Raw genomic sequence first — 20,651 nt, 5'->3', positions numbered from 1 at the left:
GCAGATCTGCGGATTGCAGTTCAAGTTCATGCTTTTGACGGATCACTTCCACAGTCCTTTTCCTCAACCTGCATTTGCAACAGATCTTTTTGTCGCTTGATGGCTCCTACCCGCCAGCGATAAACGGCGTAAATTCCTCCTGCAGCACATAATATGGCCAGCGTCCGAAACCAGATCGTTTTCCAGAATGGCGGTGTCACATGCAGGATAATGCTCGTTCCTTGTTCGTTCCAGACGCCATCATTGTTTGAAGCTTTCACCTTGAAAACATAATGCCCGGGATCAAGGTTGGTGTAAGTCGCCTTTCTGTTTGTGCCGCTGTAAATCCAGTCTTTGTCAAATCCGACCAGTTGATAGGCATATTGGTTTTTTTCTGACAATGTGTAATTCAGCGCGGTGAATTCGAAGGAAAGCATGGATTGCGCGTAGGAAACGGTTATTTCTTTGGCTGCGCTGATCTGGTTGTCGATAGGGGCATCTTTATCAAGATTGTTGACCGGCTGATTAAAAATCTGGAAATCGGTGATGAAAACCGGTGGTATGAATGTATTGTATTTGAGACTGTCCGGGTGGAAGAAGTTGAGTCCATACTGCCCTCCTATGAATATTACTCCAGCTTTATTTTTGAATAACGACATCCGGTTGAATGAGCCTTGCTGCAACCCGTCACTAAAATCAAAATTCCTGAATTCAGCTGTTCTCGGATTAAAACGCGACAGCCCTTTATTGGAGCTTACCCAAAGCAGCCCACGACCATCTTCCGTGATTCCCTGAATCACATCATTGGGCAGACCATTGGATTTATTATAGTGTGTAAATGTTCCGTTCTTCTTGTCAAACAGGTTCAAGCCGCCGCTGGTTGCGACCCAAATCTGCCCATTCCTGTCCTCATATATTGCGTTTACCTGATTGTTGGACAAACTTTTAACCTGCCTGGGATCAGATTTGAATGTGGTGAACCGGTTATTTTTTTCATCATATAAATTCAATCCGCTCCCCTCCGTTCCTACCCATAGCTTTTTTTCAGAATCCACGAAAACGGCCAGGATAAGATCACTGCTGATCGAACCGGGAACATTGGCGTTGGCCCTGTATTCACTCACATTGCCCGAGACTTTGTCGTATTTCAGCAATCCTCTCGACGTCCCGAGCCACAGACAATGCCTGCTTTCGTCGTTGGTCATCACGTGAATGTTGGCATAAATTGCGGAGGCAGGATTATCGCTTTTGTTCAAATTCCGAAATGAGGCCGTTTTCCTGTCGTACAGGCTCAAACCACCTTTATAATTTCCTATCCAGATATCGTGCGCATTGTCTTCGCACATCGTAATGATGTAGTTGCTGGCAATGCTGTTTTCCCTGTCGGGATCATGCGTAAAGTGGGTAATCTGATTGGTCTTACGGTCCAGCACATTGATGCCACCCCCGTCCGTTCCGGCCCATATTTTTCCTTCAAAATCCTCCATGACGGTCAGGACATTGTCGTTATTCAGGCTTTCCGGATCGTTCGTGTTGGTTTTATATAATCCAAATTTCAATAGCTCATGGTCCATGACATTGATTCCACCACTATAAGTGCCTACCCACATTGTTCCCTGCGGATCGCAGAACATGGCGTAAATGGAGCCATTATTCAAGCCTGCGACGTCGTTCTTGTCATATTTGTAATGAATAAATTCATTGTTTTCCTGCAAGATATTGATCCCGCCATTTCGCGTGCCGACCCATAGTTTTCCCTTTTTATCCTCCTCCAGTGAAATCACATCATTATGAGAAAGACCGGCCGGTTGCCCATCCTGATGTTTGAATGTTGTAAATGTGCCTGTATCCGGATTGAGCAGGTTAAGGCCTCCACCCTCTGTGGCAATCCATAACCTGCCACGTGAATCTTCCAAAACTTCATTCAGATCGTTGCTGCTGAGCGAGGCAGCATTGCCGGAGTTGCTCTTATAGTGAAGAAAGCTGTTTGTGGCAGCATTAAACTTGTTAAGCCCCCCGCCACCTGTGGCAATCCAGACGGTCCCATTTCTATCTACCGTTACGTCGCTGACGACGTTATGGCTCAGACTACCCGATATTTTTGGATTACTGGAATAATTTCGAAATGTATTTTTTTCGGGATTGAAGACACTGACACCCCCGCCAACGGTTCCCAGCCAGATATTTCCGCTTTTGTCCTGATCGATAGCGTGCACTTTGTTATTGACAATGCTGTTGTTGTCGCCGGCTTTGTGGAGATAATTCGTAAAAGTGCCCTTATCGCTGTCAAACCGGCTCAGTCCGCCGTCATCTGTCCCGATCCAGAGCCTGCCCTGCCTGTCTTCAAAAATGGTGTGAATGTAATTATGACTGATACTTTGGGGATTCTGCGGATCATTTCTGTACACAGTGAATTTATACCCGTCAAATCTGTTGAGGCCGTCCTGCGTTCCAAACCACATGAATCCACGCTTATCTTTCGCAATGCAGGTGACGTTGTTTTGCGACAACCCCTGCCCCGTGGTCAAATGGAGGAATATTGCGTTTCTATTTTGGGAAAATGAATGGGTTACGGAATAAAGAAGGATAAAAAAGAAAGTAAAGGTTTTACGCATGCGGGGTCACATTCAGTTTGCAACTATTTCTACGTAAATTTAACTGAATTTGTAACTCTGCAAAGAAATATTATAAAATAACGCGCAAAGCCATTGATACACGTCAGGCGCTGACCCTATGGCCCACAACTTCCTGAATTTCCTCTGCTAGTAACTCGATTGTGCTGGGTTTTGAAATGACTTTTACTACGCCAAAAGCGTTGAAATTGGGAAGATCGGCTGTTGAGAAGCCGGTAAGAATAACAATGTCCGCGTGGTTTGCACCAAGCGCCTCATTGATGGCAAACAAGCATTTCGGCAACTCCATCGTAGGCATATTGACGTCCAGAAAAATGTTTTCCGGTAAAGGAGAAAGCTTTTGCCGGATTTTATCAACCGCATCCTGGCAATTGTAGGAATGCTCGCAAATAGCTGTTGGATAGGCTATTCCCAATGCAAATTCGAAGATCTCATGATCATCCGGATCATCGTCTATAAGTAATATATTGTTAGTCATTTTAGTGTAATCCGTTCCACACACAGTTCCGGAGTGGTGTGGTAAAATAATTGTTCCCGCCAGTTCCGCTTATTTTCTATATTTCATTTCAATGACCGGCGGGGGCATTAATACAGGCCTGGAAATCATATTGTAGCGGTAAAGTTCAATTTTAGGAGGCTCCCTATGCGAAAGGTTCAGCATTCTGTCGAAAAAAAGCCTGAACTCCGTCCCGTTTTTAAAAATGGGTTTCGACACTGCCAGACGGCTTTTTCTGCTGTAAAAATCAGGTTGCTTTTCCCGAATGTGAATAGGCAATTTTTCTATTTCCAGATCAAAAGGAATCACAATGGTATACCGGACTGCGACAGGCTTCCCGTTTTGCCGCGCGGGCGTCCACTGCGGCATGTTTTGGACAAGCCGTACGGCTTCTTCATCAATCCCCCACCCTGGCCCGCTCACAATTACCGGACTGCTGATATTTCCCTTTTCATCTAAAAAAAATGAGACTGAGGCCTGACCTTCTACTTCCGCTTTAAGTGCCTCAGGCGGATACTGCATATGATGAGCCAGAAATTTAACCAGTTCCTTCGTCCCGCCGGGGAAACGGGGCCACTTTTCCAGCGATAATCCACTTCCCGAAGATTCAACCGTTTCATTTGACTTTTTAGACTTTGCCTCAGATTTTGCACGCTGGCTCACCCATCCGGGCTTGCCCTTGAGAATGATGTCGTAATCTTTTTCCGATTTCCTGACATTTATTTCAACCGACTCAAAATCCGTATGATTGACAATCAGAGTGCTGTTTTCAGGAACATGGTCAAGCTCAAAATAGCCCCTGATATTGGTCACCGTGCTCAGTGTTGATTCTTTAATATAAATGGCCGCATTGGAAACGGGGACACCGTTAACGTCCCTGATTGTGCCTTTGACCTGAATCGCTTCTTTATAAAATCCGTGATTTGCCCCAGCACTTTTGCCTAGCATTAGGAGAACAAGAACGCCTGTAACCATTGCATTCAGCATTATTTGACCCTTCATAATTCGTACAGTTACTTAAATTACTTTCCGTAATAAACTCTCGGCTCTTCGTAGGGCGAAATGTGTATTTCATTTGCCTTGCTCGTGCTGAAAATGCCGATCGTTAACTTTTTCCCCGATAACTCGAAATGCTTTTTTGTTATATCGAATACTGATTTAAAGTCCGCATTGGAACGATAAATAATGGATATTGAATGTTCATCCGGTTCCCAGGATGTAGCCTGTAAGTGCTGGTTCCGCTCAGGATCCAGATATCTATATTTGTAAGGCGGAAGGACAGCGGCTTTCAAATCAAGCGTTTCCAGATCTTTGAGCAGGTTTTTCGCAAATTTTTCATTCTCCTTTCCCGAATAAACAACGCTTCCGTAAATTAAGCCCTTCGGCAAAGGATAAATGGTCGGGATGTTATTGCTGAATAGGCTGTTGGGCGGCACATCCAAAGTAACCTTGTCATTTTCGACCGTTAATTTTGAGGTTATTGACACATTGCCTATAACCAGCTTGAAATCATAATTACCGGTTGGAAGCTCTTCTTCGGGAATGTACATGACGCCGTCCGATGTACAAACGTCACCCCACGGTCCCGGAAATTTCTGGCATTTACCCTTGTGAATGACTTCCTCCAGACGAACTGTTACTGCGTTGCCACTGATTGCATAAGCCAATTTAAACTCGTATTCGTCCCGGGTGGACTTGTTACTAATGAAATTGAACAAATATTGCCGTCCGTAATCAGATACGTTATGATCCCAATAAAGTCCCAAACCCTCGTCGCGAAGTATGGAAATACCAATATCATCTTCTTTTTTGCAGCTAATGCAAAAGCAAAACAGGAACAGAAAGGTCAGGCTTACGAGGTTTTTCATCTTGGTTCCACGTTGGTTATCGGAACAAGGACAAATATTTTGAGAATGCGTTGTAAAATAATAAATATTGATACATTAAACAATGAATGATTTTTATAAAAAATATCCATAAACATTAATTCGTACGAAATATTTCCTACCTTTGGATATAGTCTTGTAACATTAACCTTAACCTCAGGATAATGGCTATCGATTTTTCGGATCCCCTTCATTTTCAACCGCTGGCGAAAGCATTTCGCTGGACATTAATCCATTCGCTCTGGCAAGGGTTAGTTGTTGCACTGCTCACCGGAATTATTTTGATGCTGACTGTCAAATCCAGACCTGCAATTCGCTATAATCTGTTTGCAGGGTTGCTTTTGTTCTTTATTACTGTCAATGGCGCCACTTTCCTACTTGCTATTAAGAAAGGCTATTCTGAAACGACAAATGCTGTCTTTGTGCCTCAGGTTACAGATCGAGCCCCGCTTGCAATCAATTTTGTTCCCAAGCATTTAGGAACCTCATTCATTGATAAAACCAGCCAGTTTCTTGATCATTATCAAATGCAGATCTTAATGGTTTGGCTGTTCTTTTTCATTTTCAAATCGGCCCGTACGGTGACTGGCCTGCTTTACATTAATCGGGTCAGGCACACGAATGTGTATCCGGTCAATGATGCCTGGAACTGGCAAATACGTCGTTTGGCGGTCAGAATGGGCGTTTATGGGAAAATTTTACTGCTGGAATCCGAACTTTTACAAGCGCCCAGCTTACAAGGGATTGTCCGACCGGTAATCATTGTTCCCCTTGGCTTTCTGACCAGTTTGCCACACGATCAGGTGGAGGCGATCCTTTTGCATGAGCTGGCGCATGTGAGACGCCACGACTATCTGGTCAACTTGCTGCAAAGCCTTGGAGAAAATCTGTACTTTTTCAATCCCGCATTGCTATGGCTCTCTGCTTTAATAAGAATGGAGCGAGAAAATTGCTGTGACGACCTGGTGATTGAGGTTACCGAAGAACGCGACACGCTGGTGCAGGCCCTTGTATCATTTCACGAAGCAAAATGCGCTGCTAAGAATCCCGGATTATCATTCATAGGCACAAACAATTACTTACTGAACCGCATTAAAAGGATCATTTATAACACGAATAAACAACTCAATACCATGGAAAAATTTTCGATAATGAGCTGCCTTACTGCTGTTGCATTCATTTCAGCGGCATATCTAACACCTGTAAAGACGGTTAACACCGGTCCGGCGAAAGAGATGCAGCAAAAGCCGGTAATAATGGAAAGTACGAGGCCCATATTGGCCACATCAAAAGTCAAAGCTGCTTATTTGAACGGCAAGTCCGTTGCAATAAAGCAGAAAATAGAGGTAAATGATTCATTATCAGACATTAAATCACTTCTGACTAAACTTAAAGGCGCCGTTGAAGCAAAGGACCTGAAAAAAGTACAGGAGCTTCATTATAAGGCATACTTGCTGGTTGGGGCTGAAAAAAGCGATATTCGTTCTAAAACGTTGGAGACAAAATTGCGTGCGGAGGTATTTGAAAAACGAAAAGAGCAATTGGCGCAAAACGCGGTTCTGGTCAATGTGCAAAATGAGATGGTGAACACGTCATCGCAAACATTAGCCAAACGCAGTGCAGACATTGACAGTTTATATAAAGAATTGGAAGGACTTGCCTTGGAAAATCGCCAGAATAGAAGGGCTCAGGAGCTGGTAATGCAGGAAAACCTGATCCAGGACCTGCTCGCCGAAGGAGTTATCACCACCAGGGAAAAACTTTCATATAAGCTCCACAATATGTTTTTGATCGTCAATGGCGTGGAGCAGCCGGAATCGCTGCACCAAAAATTGAAAGCCAAATATCTCGAACGTTCGTGGACCGAGTGGGTCTACAATTGGGACGGCGCCACAGGGCTTCGTTTCACCGGCGTTCGTTATAATGGATGATTGTCAGCAAATAATTTTAAAAAATGCGCAACGCTTCTTTCTAAATCCCGTGTCTCTGTAATTGACCGTACGCTTATGGTGTAGCGAATTCCTTAATTTATAGGTAACTTTTACGAGTCAAATTTGAGATTTTAGATTGAGTTGGTATGAGAGTCGTTGTTCTGTGCATCCTTTGCTTGTTTTCCATTGTTTCCTGCAACCAAGTCAATCAGTTAGAGCCGGTTGAACCGGAACCGGTGCCTACAATTGTGATTGCACAGGTGAAACAATGGTATCCGAATGCAGAGAATTTAGTGTTTAAACCGCTGCTTGAAAAGCTGGTTTGGGAAGTGAAATTTGATCAGGGAGCGGACAAATTTTTAACGCTTGCAGATAGCACGAAAATTTGGGAAACCTATCGCTATAAATCCGAGGTTGCACCACCCAGGTTACTCGATCTGCTTGAAAAAAGTGCGCTGAAAGGTGGAACGTTTAGTGCAAACCGGGAAATGATTGGGTTTGATATGCCGGATCATAGAAACAGGCTCATATACAATCTGTACGGCACTGATTATGTTTTCGACTGGCTTTATGTGAACAATCGGGTTGCCGGGGCGGCGTTCGAACCGAGGCTTTATTCGATCCTTCTGAATGATATGAGCTTGCTTCCTCAAAACGTTCAAGCGTTCGTTAACGCTGATCCGAACATCAAATTTGAGGGGATAGAAGTTAAGGTGCAGTTAAACTATGAGAAGTTTTATGAGGTGATGGTCAGTTTCGATAAGGCGGGAGTGAAAACGTACGCGTATCTCCTTTTTAATGAAGCGGGTGATTTAAAGTGGTTTAGCAGGGCATTTAATGAGCCCGAAGACCTTTCTTCGCCACCCAATTTCGACAAGCTGCCAGAGGCTATCCAACAGTATATCGACGCATCGCCCGAGCTTGCCAGTTTCACATCCCAGCCCATCGCCGGTATGCAGTGGATGGGAGAATACAGAGGTTCCAAATGCTACATCCTCAGATATATGAATAACACAACGTTCGATTCTTGCGATCTGCAGTTTGACGCTGATGGCAAATTGGTTAACAAATCGTACTTTATTTATTTCCAGTAAACTGTTTATATATTTTAAAAAATTTACCTTAACGCATTCACGTTCCGGACTTTATGAAGTTTTTTCTCTCAAAAAAATTCAGTAATCTGGCCATGCTGGTGAAAGCTTGTCAAAAGCAGGATCCGAGTGCGCAGACTGCATTTTATGAGCGATACAAAGGGCGGTTAACGGGTGTTTGCCAGCGTTATGCAAGAACAAGAATGGAAGCGGAAGACATTTTTCAGGAGGCATTTATCAAGATTTTTAACAACATTCAGGATTTGAAAGACCCGGATTCGGTGGATAGCTGGGTTAAAGTAACGGTCGTCAGGACGGCGATCAATTATTATCACCGGACCACGAAGCAACAGGACCTTAATGGTTCGATTGATAACATGGATATTCAGTTGGAATCGGACGATTACGGGAAAATTATCGACCAGTTGAATGTGAAAGATTTGTTGGCCATTATTAACGAACTGCCAGACAAATACAGAACAATCATTAACCTGCACCTGATTGACGGCTATACACATACTGAAATTGGCGAATTGCTCTCTATTCCGGACGCGACTTCACGGTCGCAGTTTATGAGGGGACGTAATTTGCTATTAAAAAAATTAGAACTTAAAGGGATCGTGCATCATGAAAACTTCTGAGGATAAACTCAATGAGGCATTGCGGGCAGCCCTTAAACGCAAATTTGACAATTTTGAGGATGCGCCTAATCCGTCTGCATTTGAAAAAATACGCGCTGGTCTTAAACCGGGTCCGCAATGGAAATATCTGTTTTTCACCTTATTATTTGTAAGTATAGCCATCGTTGGCATAGTAACTGACCAGCATTTCAGGAAAAAAGATATTGCAAAAGCAGCAGTTTCGAAAGTCGGAGTTTCAAAAGCAGCTATTGCTAAATTAAATGTTGCTAAGTTGAATGTTGCGACAGCAGTGTCATTTGAAAATAAGACGGTTTCCGGGGCAACATTACCGTCGGTTTCAAAGGATATAGAACGTAGTTTTTCAGCCATTCCAAATCGTAAACCCAAAAACAATTCCGTAAACCCTCCACTGTCAGAAACTCAATTTTCAACCACAATCAAAGACCCAGGTGCTGAGTTCAATGAGAATGCAAACAATTTATCAGCGCAGCCATCCGTAGAATCAGCAACTGACAATGCTATCCATTTCGCCGTAAATGAAATTGATAACCAACCTTTTACATTGACATCAGTTGATGCGGGCATGACTGAGATTAATGTTCCGAAGACTGACATTAAGCCTGTGGTAAAAACCGGCGTTGGTAATTTTAACTGGCTTGTTAACGCAGCGATTTTGCAATCATACCAGATTTTAACAGTGCCCTCCGGTGCGCAGAGTTTCCAGAATTTCGAGTTTCCGTCCACCTTTTCTTTGCGGTCACTGGGCTACAAGTTAAGCCTGGGCGTAGAGAAGAAAGGTTTTCAATTGATGCTTCATTACAGTCATTTTCAGCAAACGTATTCTTACGAAATTGCTGGTAATGATTACATTGTACAAACCGTCGATAAAGATCATTTCAAGGTGATACGCCAGGGAATAAGGGTGAGCCAGGATAATAATTTCCGTCTTATCGGGGTTGGGCTCAATAAGCAGATAAGCTGGGGGAATGCTGCGGTCGGCAAATATTATGCTTCGGCAGGTCTGGAATATTCATACGGCACGATACGGAAACAAAGCATCGGCTGGGTTAATGCAGGCATTGGCAAGCAATTTCCGATCAGCACTAACGCATCGCTCCACATCGGCCCCTATGCAGAATTTAGTCCGGTCAAGTTTTCCGGCTCGGGTGACCCATTTTACTACCAGCCTTACAGGGTTGGTATTTCGGCTGGTTTGAGGTTCAATCAGTGAGCTTGATGATCTGAAAAAATCATCTGAAATTCCGGCCGCTGGGGAAGATTTCTGTTTGCACATCTTTCCTTACGGGCGGTTTCCTGTTCACAGCCTGGGTTGCATATTCATCTTTTTCATCGGCCCTCGAAAGTGTTAGTATGTCCGGATTTTCTTCCTCGGCGGCGGTCAATTTTTTTAAAAGCACAGAAAGATCATAGCATTTCTGAACAATTACATGGGTAACCTCCCCTTCCCGCTGCAATTTCCCCTCCACCATCAACAACCTGGCATACAGGATTTCCTTTCGGTATTGCTCAAAGAGTTTTTTAAATACAACCAGGTTGGCAAAACCGGTTTCATCTTCGATGGTGATAAAACAAACTCCGCCCGCAGTGCCCGGGCGCTGCCTTACGAGCACTAGTCCGGCTACTTTAACCATTCTGGCATTGCCGATCAGATCGAGTTTTTTAGTTGAAAAAACATTAAGCAGATCCAATTTTTCCCTGACAAAACTCACCGGATGCGCCTTTAATGACAAAGATGTAGAAGTATAATCCTGCACCACGTGCTCCGAAGCGCTCATAAGCGGCAATTCTACCGGTGCTTCCAACGCGCTTTCGGATGGCTGTCCTTCAAATAGACCGATCGGTCTGTCACTCATTGCCGACACCTCCCAAAGCGCCTGCCGCCTATCCAGCCCGATGGACCTGAACGCATCTGCATCCGCCAGTTTTTCGAGTGCAGCCTGCGAGATACCGGCGTCGCGTAATGTATGAATGTTGCTAAATGGCCGTTTTCGGGCCGCAATCAATGCCATTATATCTTCTTCCCGCATTCCCTTTATTTGCCTGAAACCCAGCCGGATCGGGCAATATTTCACTGTCTTTTCTTCCAAAAGATTGTCCCAATCCGAATGGTTAATATCGATTGGCCTCACTTCAACACCATGCTTTCTTGCATCAATAATGATCTGCGCGGGTTGATAAAATCCCATAGGCATGCTGTTTAACAATGCCGTGGCAAAAACATCAGGATACACGCATTTAAGATAACAGGAAACGTATACTAGCAATGCAAAGCTGGCAGCGTGGCTTTCCGGGAAACCATAGCTTCCGAAACCTTCCAATTGCCGGAAAACACGCATGGCAAATTCCTTCGTGTAACCACGCGCTGTCATGCCGGACACAAGCTTTTTCTCAAATCTCGTGACCATTCCTTGTACTTTGAAAGTGGCCATACTTCGCCGCAATTCGTCTGCTTCCGCCGGTGTAAAACCAGCTGCCACAATCGCAATTTTCATAGCCTGTTCCTGAAACAATGGTACACCTAATGTTTTACCCAAAATCGCTTCCAGCTCTTTGGAAGGATAATTTACTTCTTCTTCACCATTCCTTCTACGCAAGTAAGGATGCACCATATCCCCCTGAATCGGGCCGGGACGAACTATGGCAACTTCAATCACCAAATCATAAAAGCAACGGGGCCTTAACCGGGGTAACATAGACTGCTGGGCCCGGCTTTCGATCTGAAAAACACCAATGGTATCCGCAGCGCAGATCATATCATACACATCTTCCCGGTTTTGCGGGATATTAGCCAGCGTATAATCCTTGTCGTAGTGTTTGCTGGCCAGATCAAACGCTTTCCGTATGCAGGTCAGCATACCCAAAGCCAGCACATCTATTTTCAGAAAACCCAGTGTATCAATGTCATCCTTATTCCATTCTATGCATGTCCGGTCCACCATACGCGCATTCATAATCGGGCATAAATCTGACAGTTTGCCTTGTGTTATCACGAAGCCGCCGGTATGCTGTCCAAGCTGCCGGGGAAATCCAATGTATTGTTTGGTCAGGTCGAGGATCTTGATCAAATGCGGATCGTTAGGGTTAAAGCCCTGTTCAGCAACGCGTTTGCCCTCAAACCACTCATCCGTGAATTCCCAGATTGAATTGGCAAGCCGGTTAATGGCATCCACAGACATGCCCATTGCCTTAGCCACGTCGCGGATCGCGCCCCGCTGATGCATTTGTGTTACCGTTGCTACAATCCCCGCCCTGTCCCGGCCATATTTTTGATAAATATACTGGATCACTTCTTCCCTCCGCTCGTGCTCAAAATCCACATCAATATCCGGAGGCTCATTCCTGGCAGAAGATATAAACCGCTCAAAAAGCAGGTCTATTTCCGTCGGGTCAACAGAAGTTATGCCCAAACAATAACAGACCGTTGAATTAGCCGCGGAGCCACGGCCCTGACAGAGGATTTTTTGTTCTCTGGCAAAACGCACGATGTCATAAACAGTCAGGAAGTAAGGAGCATAATCCATTTCCTCCACAAATTGCATCTCATAATTGATCGCATCTTCGACTTTCTGCGGTATGCATGCGCCAAAGCGCTCCGCAGCTCCTTTCCAGGTTAGTACTTGCAGCTCAACCATGGCAGAGTTGCCCGAACTTGTAATCTCCTCAGGATAAACATATTTCAGCTCATTCAGGGAAAACTGGCAAGCATCCGCAATCTCCTGCGTTCGCTTGAGGGCGTCGGGATATTGCCTGAAAAGCCTTTGCATTTCGTCAATAGGCTTTAAAAACCTTTCCCCATTCTGATATAGGCGGAAACCTGCATCATGAATCGTGCATTTCTCCCTAATGCAGGTTAGCACGTCCTGCAATTCCCGTCGCACCGGATTATGGTAATACACATCATTGGTCGCCACCATGGGAATGTCCATCTGGCTAGCCAGCTGCGAAATACGATGCAGTTTTTTAGTATCGTCGCCCTGGTAAGAGCGGGCAGCAGCAATGTATAGATCCGTTCCGAAAGCCTTTTTATACTCTTTTAATGTTTGTTTAAATTCTGGTTCAAAATCAAAATGGACATTCAAAGCCGCGGGAGGAACTACAATGAACTTTATTCCGCCTGCATAACGGAAAACATCTGCCTTGTACAAATGACAGTCTCCTTTTTCCGCTCGTAAATTTCCTTCGGTGAGCAAAGAAGAGAGCTGAGAATAAGCTCCTTGCGTAGTCGGATAGGCCAACAAACTCGGCCCGTCCAGCAAATCCAGGCGACAGGCTGGGATGATGCTAATATCTTTCCCTTTGGCGGCCGCATGGCCGCGTACAATGCCCGCCAGGGTATTCCGGTCGGTTATCGCAATTTTCTTGTATTCATAAATCAAAGCCTGCTGCACCAATTCCTCCGGGTGCGATCCGCCGCGGAGGAAGCTAAAATTGGTCGTTACCTGCAATTCGGTATAGCTCATTATTTCAGGCAAAAAAACCGTGGATAAACCATTTGGAAGCTTCATTATCATAATGCCCGAGCCGGAAGATCCAGTAACGCACACCGGACTGATCTTCAACACAATAGTAATCCCGGTGCATGCCTTGGTCCAGCCACCATTCCCTTTCAATCCGCTCGGGGCCGTCTGCCTTTGTAATATTATGGACATAATCATTCAGCCTGAACAGCATAGGCGGATAATCCGGGACAGGTGCCGCAACTTCTATCGGCAATGGGTCGGGTAGTAAATAAATAGGCCTGGGACGGTCCGTACGCCATGAAGTTTGCGGCTTTTCCTGCAAAGACCGGGTGAGTTTAATGGATCTTTCCGGCCAGTAATGCTCGTCCGGCACATAGCGATGGATCGTTTTAATTCCGGCCTTACCCGCAAGCCTGTCCAGCAATTCTATCAGGTTTACATTATCCTGGCCGGCATTTGTATTCCACAGCTTTTCCTGTACTTCATTAACAACTTCTGTCACAGGCGCTTCCAGCAAGAACAACTCAATGCCTAATGCCGGCTCCATGGTGGCAATTTTCAGTTCAAAAAGCTTGTAGAGGTGCCCGACATGGAATGATCCCCGGTTGGTAACAATATCGATCTGTACTATTTTCCCGTCCACCCGAAATCCTTTGAAAACCGCAGTCCGTAAACCTTTCCCTTCTTTCACCAGTCGCCGGCACAGCATTTCCAGGAGGCGGCGCAAAGCGATCTGAATGCCCGTTGCGGTAACAATCGGCTCCATACATGGCAACCGCTCCTGGTAAGGCACCGCAGGCTTTATTGATTCAATAACCTCAACAGCATGCCCGAAAGCCTGGTCCACCCGATCCAAAAGCTGCTGCCCAAACCGTCTTCTGAGTACCGAACGAGGCATATTAATGAAGTTCCGAATCTGATAGAACCCCAGTTTTTGCATCCGCTCAACCACCACCATTTCAAGACGCAATGCGGCCGGTGGTAAAGGCATTAATGCATCGGAAATACGATTGGGTTGTACAATGCGCTTGTCATGTCCAAAATGGGCAACCGCCCACGCACTGCCCACTGTATCCGCTATGGCAGCGCTTACATGATAACCTTTCTGTCTCAGCCGGATGATGATGTCTTTTAAATATGCGCGTTCCCCACCCCAGAGATGCGCACAACCTGTAATGTCCAGCATCAGGCCGTCGGGAACGTCTATGGCAACAATGGGTGTATAGCGTATACACCATTCCGCCAATTCAGTCAGTAGTTCAGCCGCCTTACCCGGCTGATCATCTATCACTTCCAAAGTGGGAAAAAGTGCTCTTGCATCAGCTGCAACCATTCCAATGCCAATTCCATTTTCTATCGCCTTCGCACTTGCTGCTCTCACAACCATTCTACCACGCTCCGGAGCGGCTAAAACAAAGGGCTCACCAGCCAGCTCAGGACGTTCCGTCACAACCCAATCTGTGATTAAATGTCGAAACCATATGTTAGCAAAGCGCTGGGGCATAATCCTATTTCGTTTACATAACTATTTGTTAATCAATGACTAAATGTTAATATGATATTATTGATATCTTTAATTTGGTCACAATGATATCAAATCTCTTGCTTAGTCGCAAGGATTTTCTTTACTTTGTTTTCGTTAACAAATTGTTTTGTCAGTAGTCAGCACAAAGAAATTATGCTAACAATTATTCTTTCAATTTCATCAGTAAATAGGAGTATTGTAATGCAGATGTTTTCGCCCTTTGCTCGTTTGTTGATGAACCGGCGTGGCCGCCCTCGGTATTTTCGAAGTAATAAATGGTGTAACCCATATCAAGCATTTTGGCAACCATTTTTCGGGCGTGACCAGGATGGACGCGGTCGTCACGTGTGGAGGTGGTGAAAAATACTTCGGGGTATTTGGCGTCCTCTTTGAGATTGTGGTAAGGGGAGTATTTTTTAATGTATTCCCATTCTTCCGGCTTGTCCGGGTCGCCATATTCGCCCATCCAGCTGGCACCTGCCAGAAGTTTGTTGTACCGCTTCATATCGAGCAGCGGCACGGCGCAAACTACTGCATTATATAAATCCGGCCGCTGCGTGAAAGCGGCACCCACCAGCAAGCCGCCATTACTGCCGCCGATAATGCCCAGGTTTCGGCTTGAAGTGATCTTTTTAGTAATCACGTCCTGTGCTACGGCATGGAAATCGTCGTACACATTCTGACGCTTTTCTTTAAGCCCTGCCTGGTGCCATTTTGGTCCATATTCTCCGCCGCCGCGAATGTTCGCCAGGACGTAAACTCCACCGTTATCGAGCCATGCGTTGCCCATTACACCAGAGTAAAAAGGCACTTCGGATACTTCAAATCCCCCGTATGCGTAAAGCAGCGTTGGGTTTTTGCCATTCAAATCCAGGGTTTTGGAAGCGATGACAAAATAAGGGATCAGTGTGCCATCGGCTGATTTGGCCTTGACCTGATCTACTTTGTATTTGCTTGCATCAAAAAAATCTGGCAGCGATTTGTAAGCTTTCACCGTATTCAGCTTGGCATCAGCCACATACAATGTTGACGGTTTGAGGAAATTTGTGAAATAGAAAAAGTATTGGTCCGAAAATTCATCTGCGCTCCCATTGGTTAATGCTCCAAAATCCGGTGCATCCACCTTCTGTTTAGTCCAGGTCTTATTAGCAAATGCGTAAGCATATAATTCGCTTTTTACGTTTGTCAACAAGTTCAGCAGCAAGCGGTTTTTGGTAAATGAAAGTTGAGAAACACTTGAAAATTCGTCCGGCTGAAAAATCAATAACGGTTCTTGCTTACCGGCTAGTAACGATTTGAAATTCAAGCCAATGACCGCGCCCTGTTTGAAAACGGCGCCCCCCAGTTTCCAGTCTGATCTCAGGCTTAGGATCAACTGATTTTTCAGAATACCAGAAATTTGACTATCGTCCGGCACATCCAGCGGCACTGCTTTATTGTTAACCCAAACAAATGTTCTGGTTGAAAAGAATGTGACTATTCGCGAGATCATCAAATATTTTGTGGTATCGTCGCGCATCAAAAAACCAAAGGAACCCACATCCGCACTGTCCCCTTGGAAAATAAGCCTGGCGTCCCTAAGCTCCGTTCCGCGCTTCCAAAGCTTGATCTGACGCGGATAGCCGGAAGTCGTCATCGTACCCGAACCAAAATCCGACGAGACAATTAATGTATTGACATCGAGATAACTTACATCTCCTTTGGATTCCGGAATGCTAAACCCATTTTCAATAAAAGTTTTCATTTTAGGATCGAACTCCCGGATAACTGTCGCATCACCACCACCTTTGGATAAGGACACCATAAATCGGTTGTAATCGGGAAAAAGGCCTGATGCGCCCTTGAAAACCCATTTAATACTATCCTTGGCATGCATCCCGTCCAGATCCAGCAAGATATCCCACACCGGCTTGCCGCTCAGGTAACTTACCTTCGTACTCCTCCTCCAAATGCCTCGCACATGTTCCTTATCCTGCCAAAAATTATAAATATAACCGCCTTGTATAGACGGATCAGGGATCCTGTCCGTAGAATTGTAAATTTCCAGGCTCTTATCGTAAATCGGTTGATAGCTGGTCTGTCCACCCAGTTTCTCCATGGTCAGCTTGTTTTGCTTTTCCACAAATTCAAGCGATTTCTTGCTGTCAACCTCTTCCAGCCAGAGGTAAGGGTCTTCGGACTGTGCGTGGGCGAATTGTATTGTACCAAAAATGACAATCAGCGTAAATTTTAACTTCATAAATTTTCGGGTTAGCAGTGAAAGAACGTTTCAACCAAAAATAGACTTTATAACCCTTTCCTCTCTGCGTATAATTACCCGATTTATACTGATAATCAACAAAAAAGCTCCAAAACCGGACTTGCCGATTGAGGAGCTTTTTACATTATATATAAAAGATCAGCCTTTGGATTCCAGCACCTCGTCGAGGTTTTCGAATGCCATTAGGAAGCCTTCTTTAAAACCCATTTCAAGGTGTTTTTCCAGATCAGAAAGCTCGTTGAATGTCAACATAACGTCTACGATTGTGTTGCTACTATTTTCTTGGAAGGACGTTAGCCATTGCGAACAAGGCAAAAAGTCGCTGGGCTGACCATTTTCGTCGCAGAAAAGATCCAAAGCTGAATATGATTTTTGCGTTGTGATTGATTTATAGTCCATGCGCGCCCAATGCTCCTCTCCTTCCGGGCCAACCATGGCGTACAACCAGTGCCCGCCTTCGCGGAAATCCATTTCTTTGGTCCTGGCTTTCCATGGCTTGGGCGCCCACCATTGTTCAAGCAATTCTTTTTGCGTCCATGCAGCCCACACTTTTGCTACCGAAGCAGCAAATTCCCGTTCTACATGGATCTTTTTATTTTCCTTGTCAACTGTGAAATTCAACAAAAGGTTAGTCTTCATAATCATTTGGTTTTAAGTTAAATAATACGTCGTCTAATTGATTAAATCGGTCTTCCCAAAGCTTTTTAAACTGTTCCAGCCACTGATCCACTTCCTTCATTTGCTTTGCATTGAAGTGATAATAAATTTCCCTGCCAGACAACTCCTGTCTGACCAGGTGGCACTCGGTCAATATTTTTATATGTTTGGAAACCGCCTGTCTGGTGGTATCAAAATGTTCAGCCAAGGCATTTGGCGTCATCGCCTGCAACGCGATCATGCTCAATATCGCCCTGCGCGTAGGATCCGCAATAGCTTGAAAGACATCTCTTCTAAATTCTTTTGGCATAATCTATAAACTCAATACGCAACGTTATGTTTGCAAATATAAACGCAACTTTATAGTTGCGCAAGAAATTTAAAAAAAACTTGCGTAAGTAAATACTTACATATACATTTGCGTAAGTAAACACTTACATATTATGTCCATCGAAGCAAGAAGAGATGTTTTCCAGGCAATAGCTGACCCCACGCGGCGGCAGATCATTAGCTTGATCGCTCATAAATCTATGAACCTGAACAGCATAGCCGATAATTTCAATATCAGCAGGCCAGCTATTTCTCAACACATTAAGATTCTGACAGAATGCGGAATGGTGGTTGTACGACAGGAAGGGCGGGAAAGGTTTTGCGAGGCAAAGCTGGATGGGTTGAGTGAAGTGTCTAACTGGGTGGATCAGTACAAACAATTCTGGAACGAGAAACTCGATTCTCTGGGAAGTTATTTGGAGCGGATACAGGTCAACAACCAATCGAACGATGTACAAAACGAGAATTAATCAAACCATAAATAACATGAACGAGCAAACACAAAAAAGAGAAGGTTTAAAAATTGTAAGAGAGTTCAAAGCGCCCAAAACGCTTGTTTTTGACGCATTTGCATCGCCCGAAGCTTTTGGCGAATGGTGGGGACCGACTGGCAGCCAACTTTCCGTTTCGCGTTTCGACTTCCGCACCGGCGGCAGCACACATTACAAAATGGAAGGAAACGGCCACGAAATGTGGGGATTATTTCAATACAAAAACATTCGGCGTGCCGATCTGCTCGAATTTGTCAATTCCTTTGCCGACGCAGAAGGGAACATTATCACTTCCCCGTTTCCAATGGATTTTCCTCTGGAAGTCTTTAACCAGATCACATTACAAGAAAAGGATGGGGTAACAACACTGACAATCCAGGGTCACCCGATCAATGCAACACCTGCCCAGGAAGAAACCTATTTCTCAGTCATGGAAAACATGCAAGAAGGATTCAGCGGAACTTTTGATAAGCTGGACGCTTATTTGGAGCAAGTGCAGGGTTAAGTATTTTATTCAAAACAAAAATGACGATCTGCTCATGCAGGTCGTCATTTTTGTTTCAAAAACTCCTTAGGAACCGGATTTCTTTCAAGAAAAATTTTCATTTCCTGCGCTTTTCTGCTGAGCGGGCTTGCATTTTTAGGACCACTTTTACTCATCTCCATTCTTTCTTCTAACCGGGTCCCTTTAGGCTCACTCTTTTTTGCAATTATGACGTCTTTCATAATACTTCTTCTTGTGTATATATCAAAATTAACCATTATTTTAAATTAATCAAGAAAGCGTCGTAGTTTGATCCGACTTGGAATTTTTCCCATTCCCCTTCCCATCCGTAAGGCCAGGTTCCTGATATTTCGTCATTCTCATTTTTTAGAGCTTTAAAGCCATAAACATCGTAAACAGCATTAAGCTCGTTAAGATTTCTGCTTAGCCCCATTTGATATTTTCTGGTTCTCACTGCATGCTCGCCTGGCAATGTTCTACCACTCGCCGCTATACTGGCACTACGATTAGATTTCAGAAACGACATAGCAACATTGGCGACTGTGCCGAGGATTTTATCCATATCTCCGTTGCGAAGCTCAACACTATCTTCAATTGTAAGTAAAGATGTGTTCCATAAACCAAAAGCAAGGTTGTAAAAATTATGGCTGATTTGCTCGAAGCTAATCCGCATTTCAAAACGACCGTTTTTGCCTTCACTGAAAAACCGAAACTCAGTTTTTCCAACTCGCTCGGTCGCATAGCGTTCAATATTCATATAAATAAAAAGTGTGTGTTTCGAAAGCCAAAAGACATTTAAATCTTCATTTGGCAAACGTATCAAAACCAAATTTAATCCCTCACCTCATCACCAATAAAAATTTTACAAAATATTTGCGCAACCGATTAATTGCATATATATTTGCAACCAATCAGTAGCATATATAGCAACAAGTAATGAGAAGAGATGTATTTCAGGCCATAGCCGACCCGACGAGAAGGGCCATACTAACATTGATTGCTTTGCAGGCAATGACTCCCAATGCATTGGCCGAACATTTTGACACGAGCAGACAGGCGGTTTCAAAACACATTAAAATTCTGACCGAATGCCAGCTTGTGAGCCAGGAGCAACAAGGAAGGGAAATTTATTATCACTTTAACCCCCAGAAAATGAAAGAGGTAGCCGACTGGTTAGCGCCATTCCAGAAAATGTGGGAAGAACGCTTTGACCGCTTAGACAATATTTTGGAAATACTAAAAACAGAAAAAAATGGCCAGTAAAAACGAAACGAAGATCACAGCCGAAAAAGGCAAACAAGAGCTTTTCATTGAGCGCGAATTTGATGCACCTCGGGAATTGGTTTTCCGCGCATTCAGCGAACCGGAATTCCTGCTGCAATGGATGGGACCCAGCGATATGGATATGAGAATTGACAAACTCGATAACCGTTCGGGTGGATCATACCGCTTTGTACATTCACTTCGTAACGGAGGCGGTGAATTTGGGTTTAATGGCGCAATTCACGAAGTTGCTGCTCCTGAGAGGGTTATACGTACTTTTGAATTTGAAGGACTGCCAGAACGCGGACACGTTTCACTGGAATTTCTTACACTCTCCGAACTGCCCGGCGACAGGACCAGATTGAGTATTCAGTCCATTTTCAAGTCCGTGGATGATCGTGATGGCTTGTTGCAGTCGGGCATGGAAACCGGGCTGAATGATGGGTTTCGGAAGCTGGACGACCTGTTGGCCAAATAATTAT

General features: G+C 44.5%; 19 protein-coding genes. 8 read left to right on the top strand and 11 right to left on the bottom strand.

Features of this window, described 5'->3' with window-relative positions:
- Positions 1-26: 26 nt before the first annotated feature.
- From NFI81_RS04875 to NFI81_RS04860, 4 genes are all read right to left on the bottom strand, one after another.
- A complete protein-coding gene (locus tag NFI81_RS04875; protein ID WP_234613725.1) occupies positions 27-2,594 on the bottom strand; it encodes a ligand-binding sensor domain-containing protein in 2,568 nt (855 codons plus the stop codon).
- Positions 2,595-2,697: 103 nt separating this feature from the next.
- Positions 2,698-3,090 (bottom strand): response regulator, encoded by a 393-nt coding sequence (locus NFI81_RS04870; protein ID WP_234613726.1) that lies wholly within the window; start codon positions 3,088-3,090, stop codon positions 2,698-2,700.
- 69 nt (positions 3,091-3,159) lie between these two features.
- On the bottom strand, positions 3,160-4,110 hold the full coding sequence (locus tag NFI81_RS04865) for a TonB family protein (protein ID WP_234613727.1): 951 nt from the start codon (positions 4,108-4,110) through the stop codon (positions 3,160-3,162).
- Between the two features lie 20 nt (positions 4,111-4,130).
- On the bottom strand, positions 4,131-4,976 hold the full coding sequence (locus NFI81_RS04860; protein WP_234613728.1) for a hypothetical protein: 846 nt from the start codon (positions 4,974-4,976) through the stop codon (positions 4,131-4,133).
- A gap of 182 nt (positions 4,977-5,158) precedes the next feature.
- Between NFI81_RS04860 and NFI81_RS04855 the strand changes: the two genes are divergently transcribed.
- The 4 genes from NFI81_RS04855 (at position 5,159) to NFI81_RS04840 (ending at position 9,888) form a co-directional block, all read left to right on the top strand.
- On the top strand, positions 5,159-6,925 hold the full coding sequence (locus tag NFI81_RS04855; protein WP_234613729.1) for a M56 family metallopeptidase: 1,767 nt from the start codon (positions 5,159-5,161) through the stop codon (positions 6,923-6,925).
- Positions 6,926-7,071: 146 nt separating this feature from the next.
- Complete coding sequence (locus NFI81_RS04850; RefSeq protein ID WP_234613730.1) at positions 7,072-8,019, top strand: hypothetical protein; 948 nt, start codon at positions 7,072-7,074, stop codon at positions 8,017-8,019.
- Between the two features lie 53 nt (positions 8,020-8,072).
- Positions 8,073-8,657, top strand: coding sequence for an RNA polymerase sigma factor (locus tag NFI81_RS04845; RefSeq protein WP_234613731.1), 585 nt, complete (start codon positions 8,073-8,075; stop codon positions 8,655-8,657).
- Positions 8,644-9,888: a hypothetical protein gene (locus NFI81_RS04840; RefSeq protein ID WP_234613733.1), complete on the top strand. Its 1,245-nt coding sequence runs from the start codon at positions 8,644-8,646 to the stop codon at positions 9,886-9,888. The genes NFI81_RS04845 and NFI81_RS04840 overlap by 14 nt, the downstream gene beginning before the upstream one ends.
- A gap of 19 nt (positions 9,889-9,907) precedes the next feature.
- Here NFI81_RS04840 and NFI81_RS04835 read toward each other — a convergent pair whose 3' ends face one another.
- The 5 genes from NFI81_RS04835 to NFI81_RS04815 form a co-directional block, all read right to left on the bottom strand.
- On the bottom strand, positions 9,908-13,138 hold the full coding sequence (locus NFI81_RS04835) for an error-prone DNA polymerase (protein WP_234613735.1): 3,231 nt from the start codon (positions 13,136-13,138) through the stop codon (positions 9,908-9,910).
- Between the two features lie 4 nt (positions 13,139-13,142).
- A complete protein-coding gene (locus NFI81_RS04830; RefSeq protein WP_234613736.1) occupies positions 13,143-14,642 on the bottom strand; it encodes a Y-family DNA polymerase in 1,500 nt (499 codons plus the stop codon).
- Positions 14,643-14,826: 184 nt separating this feature from the next.
- Positions 14,827-16,902: a prolyl oligopeptidase family serine peptidase gene (locus tag NFI81_RS04825; protein WP_234613737.1), complete on the bottom strand. Its 2,076-nt coding sequence runs from the start codon at positions 16,900-16,902 to the stop codon at positions 14,827-14,829.
- Between the two features lie 159 nt (positions 16,903-17,061).
- Entirely contained in the window at positions 17,062-17,562 is a 501-nt protein-coding gene (locus NFI81_RS04820; protein WP_234613738.1) for an SRPBCC family protein, read from the bottom strand.
- Positions 17,552-17,890 (bottom strand): ArsR/SmtB family transcription factor, encoded by a 339-nt coding sequence (locus NFI81_RS04815; protein WP_234613739.1) that lies wholly within the window; start codon positions 17,888-17,890, stop codon positions 17,552-17,554. Before NFI81_RS04815 ends, NFI81_RS04820 begins: the two co-directional genes overlap by 11 nt.
- 133 nt (positions 17,891-18,023) lie before the next feature.
- Between NFI81_RS04815 and NFI81_RS04810 the strand changes: the two genes are divergently transcribed.
- Together NFI81_RS04810 and NFI81_RS04805 are read left to right on the top strand one after the other, a co-directional pair.
- Complete coding sequence (locus tag NFI81_RS04810) at positions 18,024-18,380, top strand: ArsR/SmtB family transcription factor (protein WP_234613740.1); 357 nt, start codon at positions 18,024-18,026, stop codon at positions 18,378-18,380.
- A 16-nt stretch (positions 18,381-18,396) separates the two neighbouring features.
- On the top strand, positions 18,397-18,906 hold the full coding sequence (locus NFI81_RS04805) for an SRPBCC family protein (RefSeq protein WP_234613741.1): 510 nt from the start codon (positions 18,397-18,399) through the stop codon (positions 18,904-18,906).
- 44 nt (positions 18,907-18,950) lie between these two features.
- On the opposite strand, the gene NFI81_RS04800 is transcribed toward NFI81_RS04805, so the two are convergent.
- Complete coding sequence (locus tag NFI81_RS04800; protein ID WP_234613743.1) at positions 18,951-19,163, bottom strand: hypothetical protein; 213 nt, start codon at positions 19,161-19,163, stop codon at positions 18,951-18,953.
- Complete coding sequence (locus tag NFI81_RS04795; RefSeq protein ID WP_234613744.1) at positions 19,163-19,663, bottom strand: DUF6934 family protein; 501 nt, start codon at positions 19,661-19,663, stop codon at positions 19,163-19,165. Before NFI81_RS04795 ends, NFI81_RS04800 begins: the two co-directional genes overlap by 1 nt.
- 179 nt (positions 19,664-19,842) lie before the next feature.
- Here NFI81_RS04795 and NFI81_RS04790 point away from each other — a divergent pair, with 179 nt between their 5' ends.
- Both NFI81_RS04790 and NFI81_RS04785 read left to right on the top strand, forming a co-directional pair.
- Complete coding sequence (locus tag NFI81_RS04790; RefSeq protein WP_234613745.1) at positions 19,843-20,169, top strand: ArsR/SmtB family transcription factor; 327 nt, start codon at positions 19,843-19,845, stop codon at positions 20,167-20,169.
- Positions 20,159-20,647 carry an SRPBCC domain-containing protein gene (locus tag NFI81_RS04785; protein WP_234613746.1) on the top strand — a complete coding sequence of 163 codons (489 nt, stop codon included), beginning with the start codon at positions 20,159-20,161 and terminating at the stop codon, positions 20,645-20,647. The genes NFI81_RS04790 and NFI81_RS04785 overlap by 11 nt, the downstream gene beginning before the upstream one ends.
- Positions 20,648-20,651: the final 4 nt, after the last annotated feature.

This window comes from Dyadobacter fanqingshengii, from assembly GCF_023822005.2.
In the GTDB taxonomy this organism is placed as follows: Bacteria; Bacteroidota; Bacteroidia; order Cytophagales; family Spirosomataceae; genus Dyadobacter; species Dyadobacter fanqingshengii.
The sequence above is the reverse complement of the archived record's forward strand: the minus strand, read 5'-3'. Positions and strand labels throughout refer to the sequence as shown.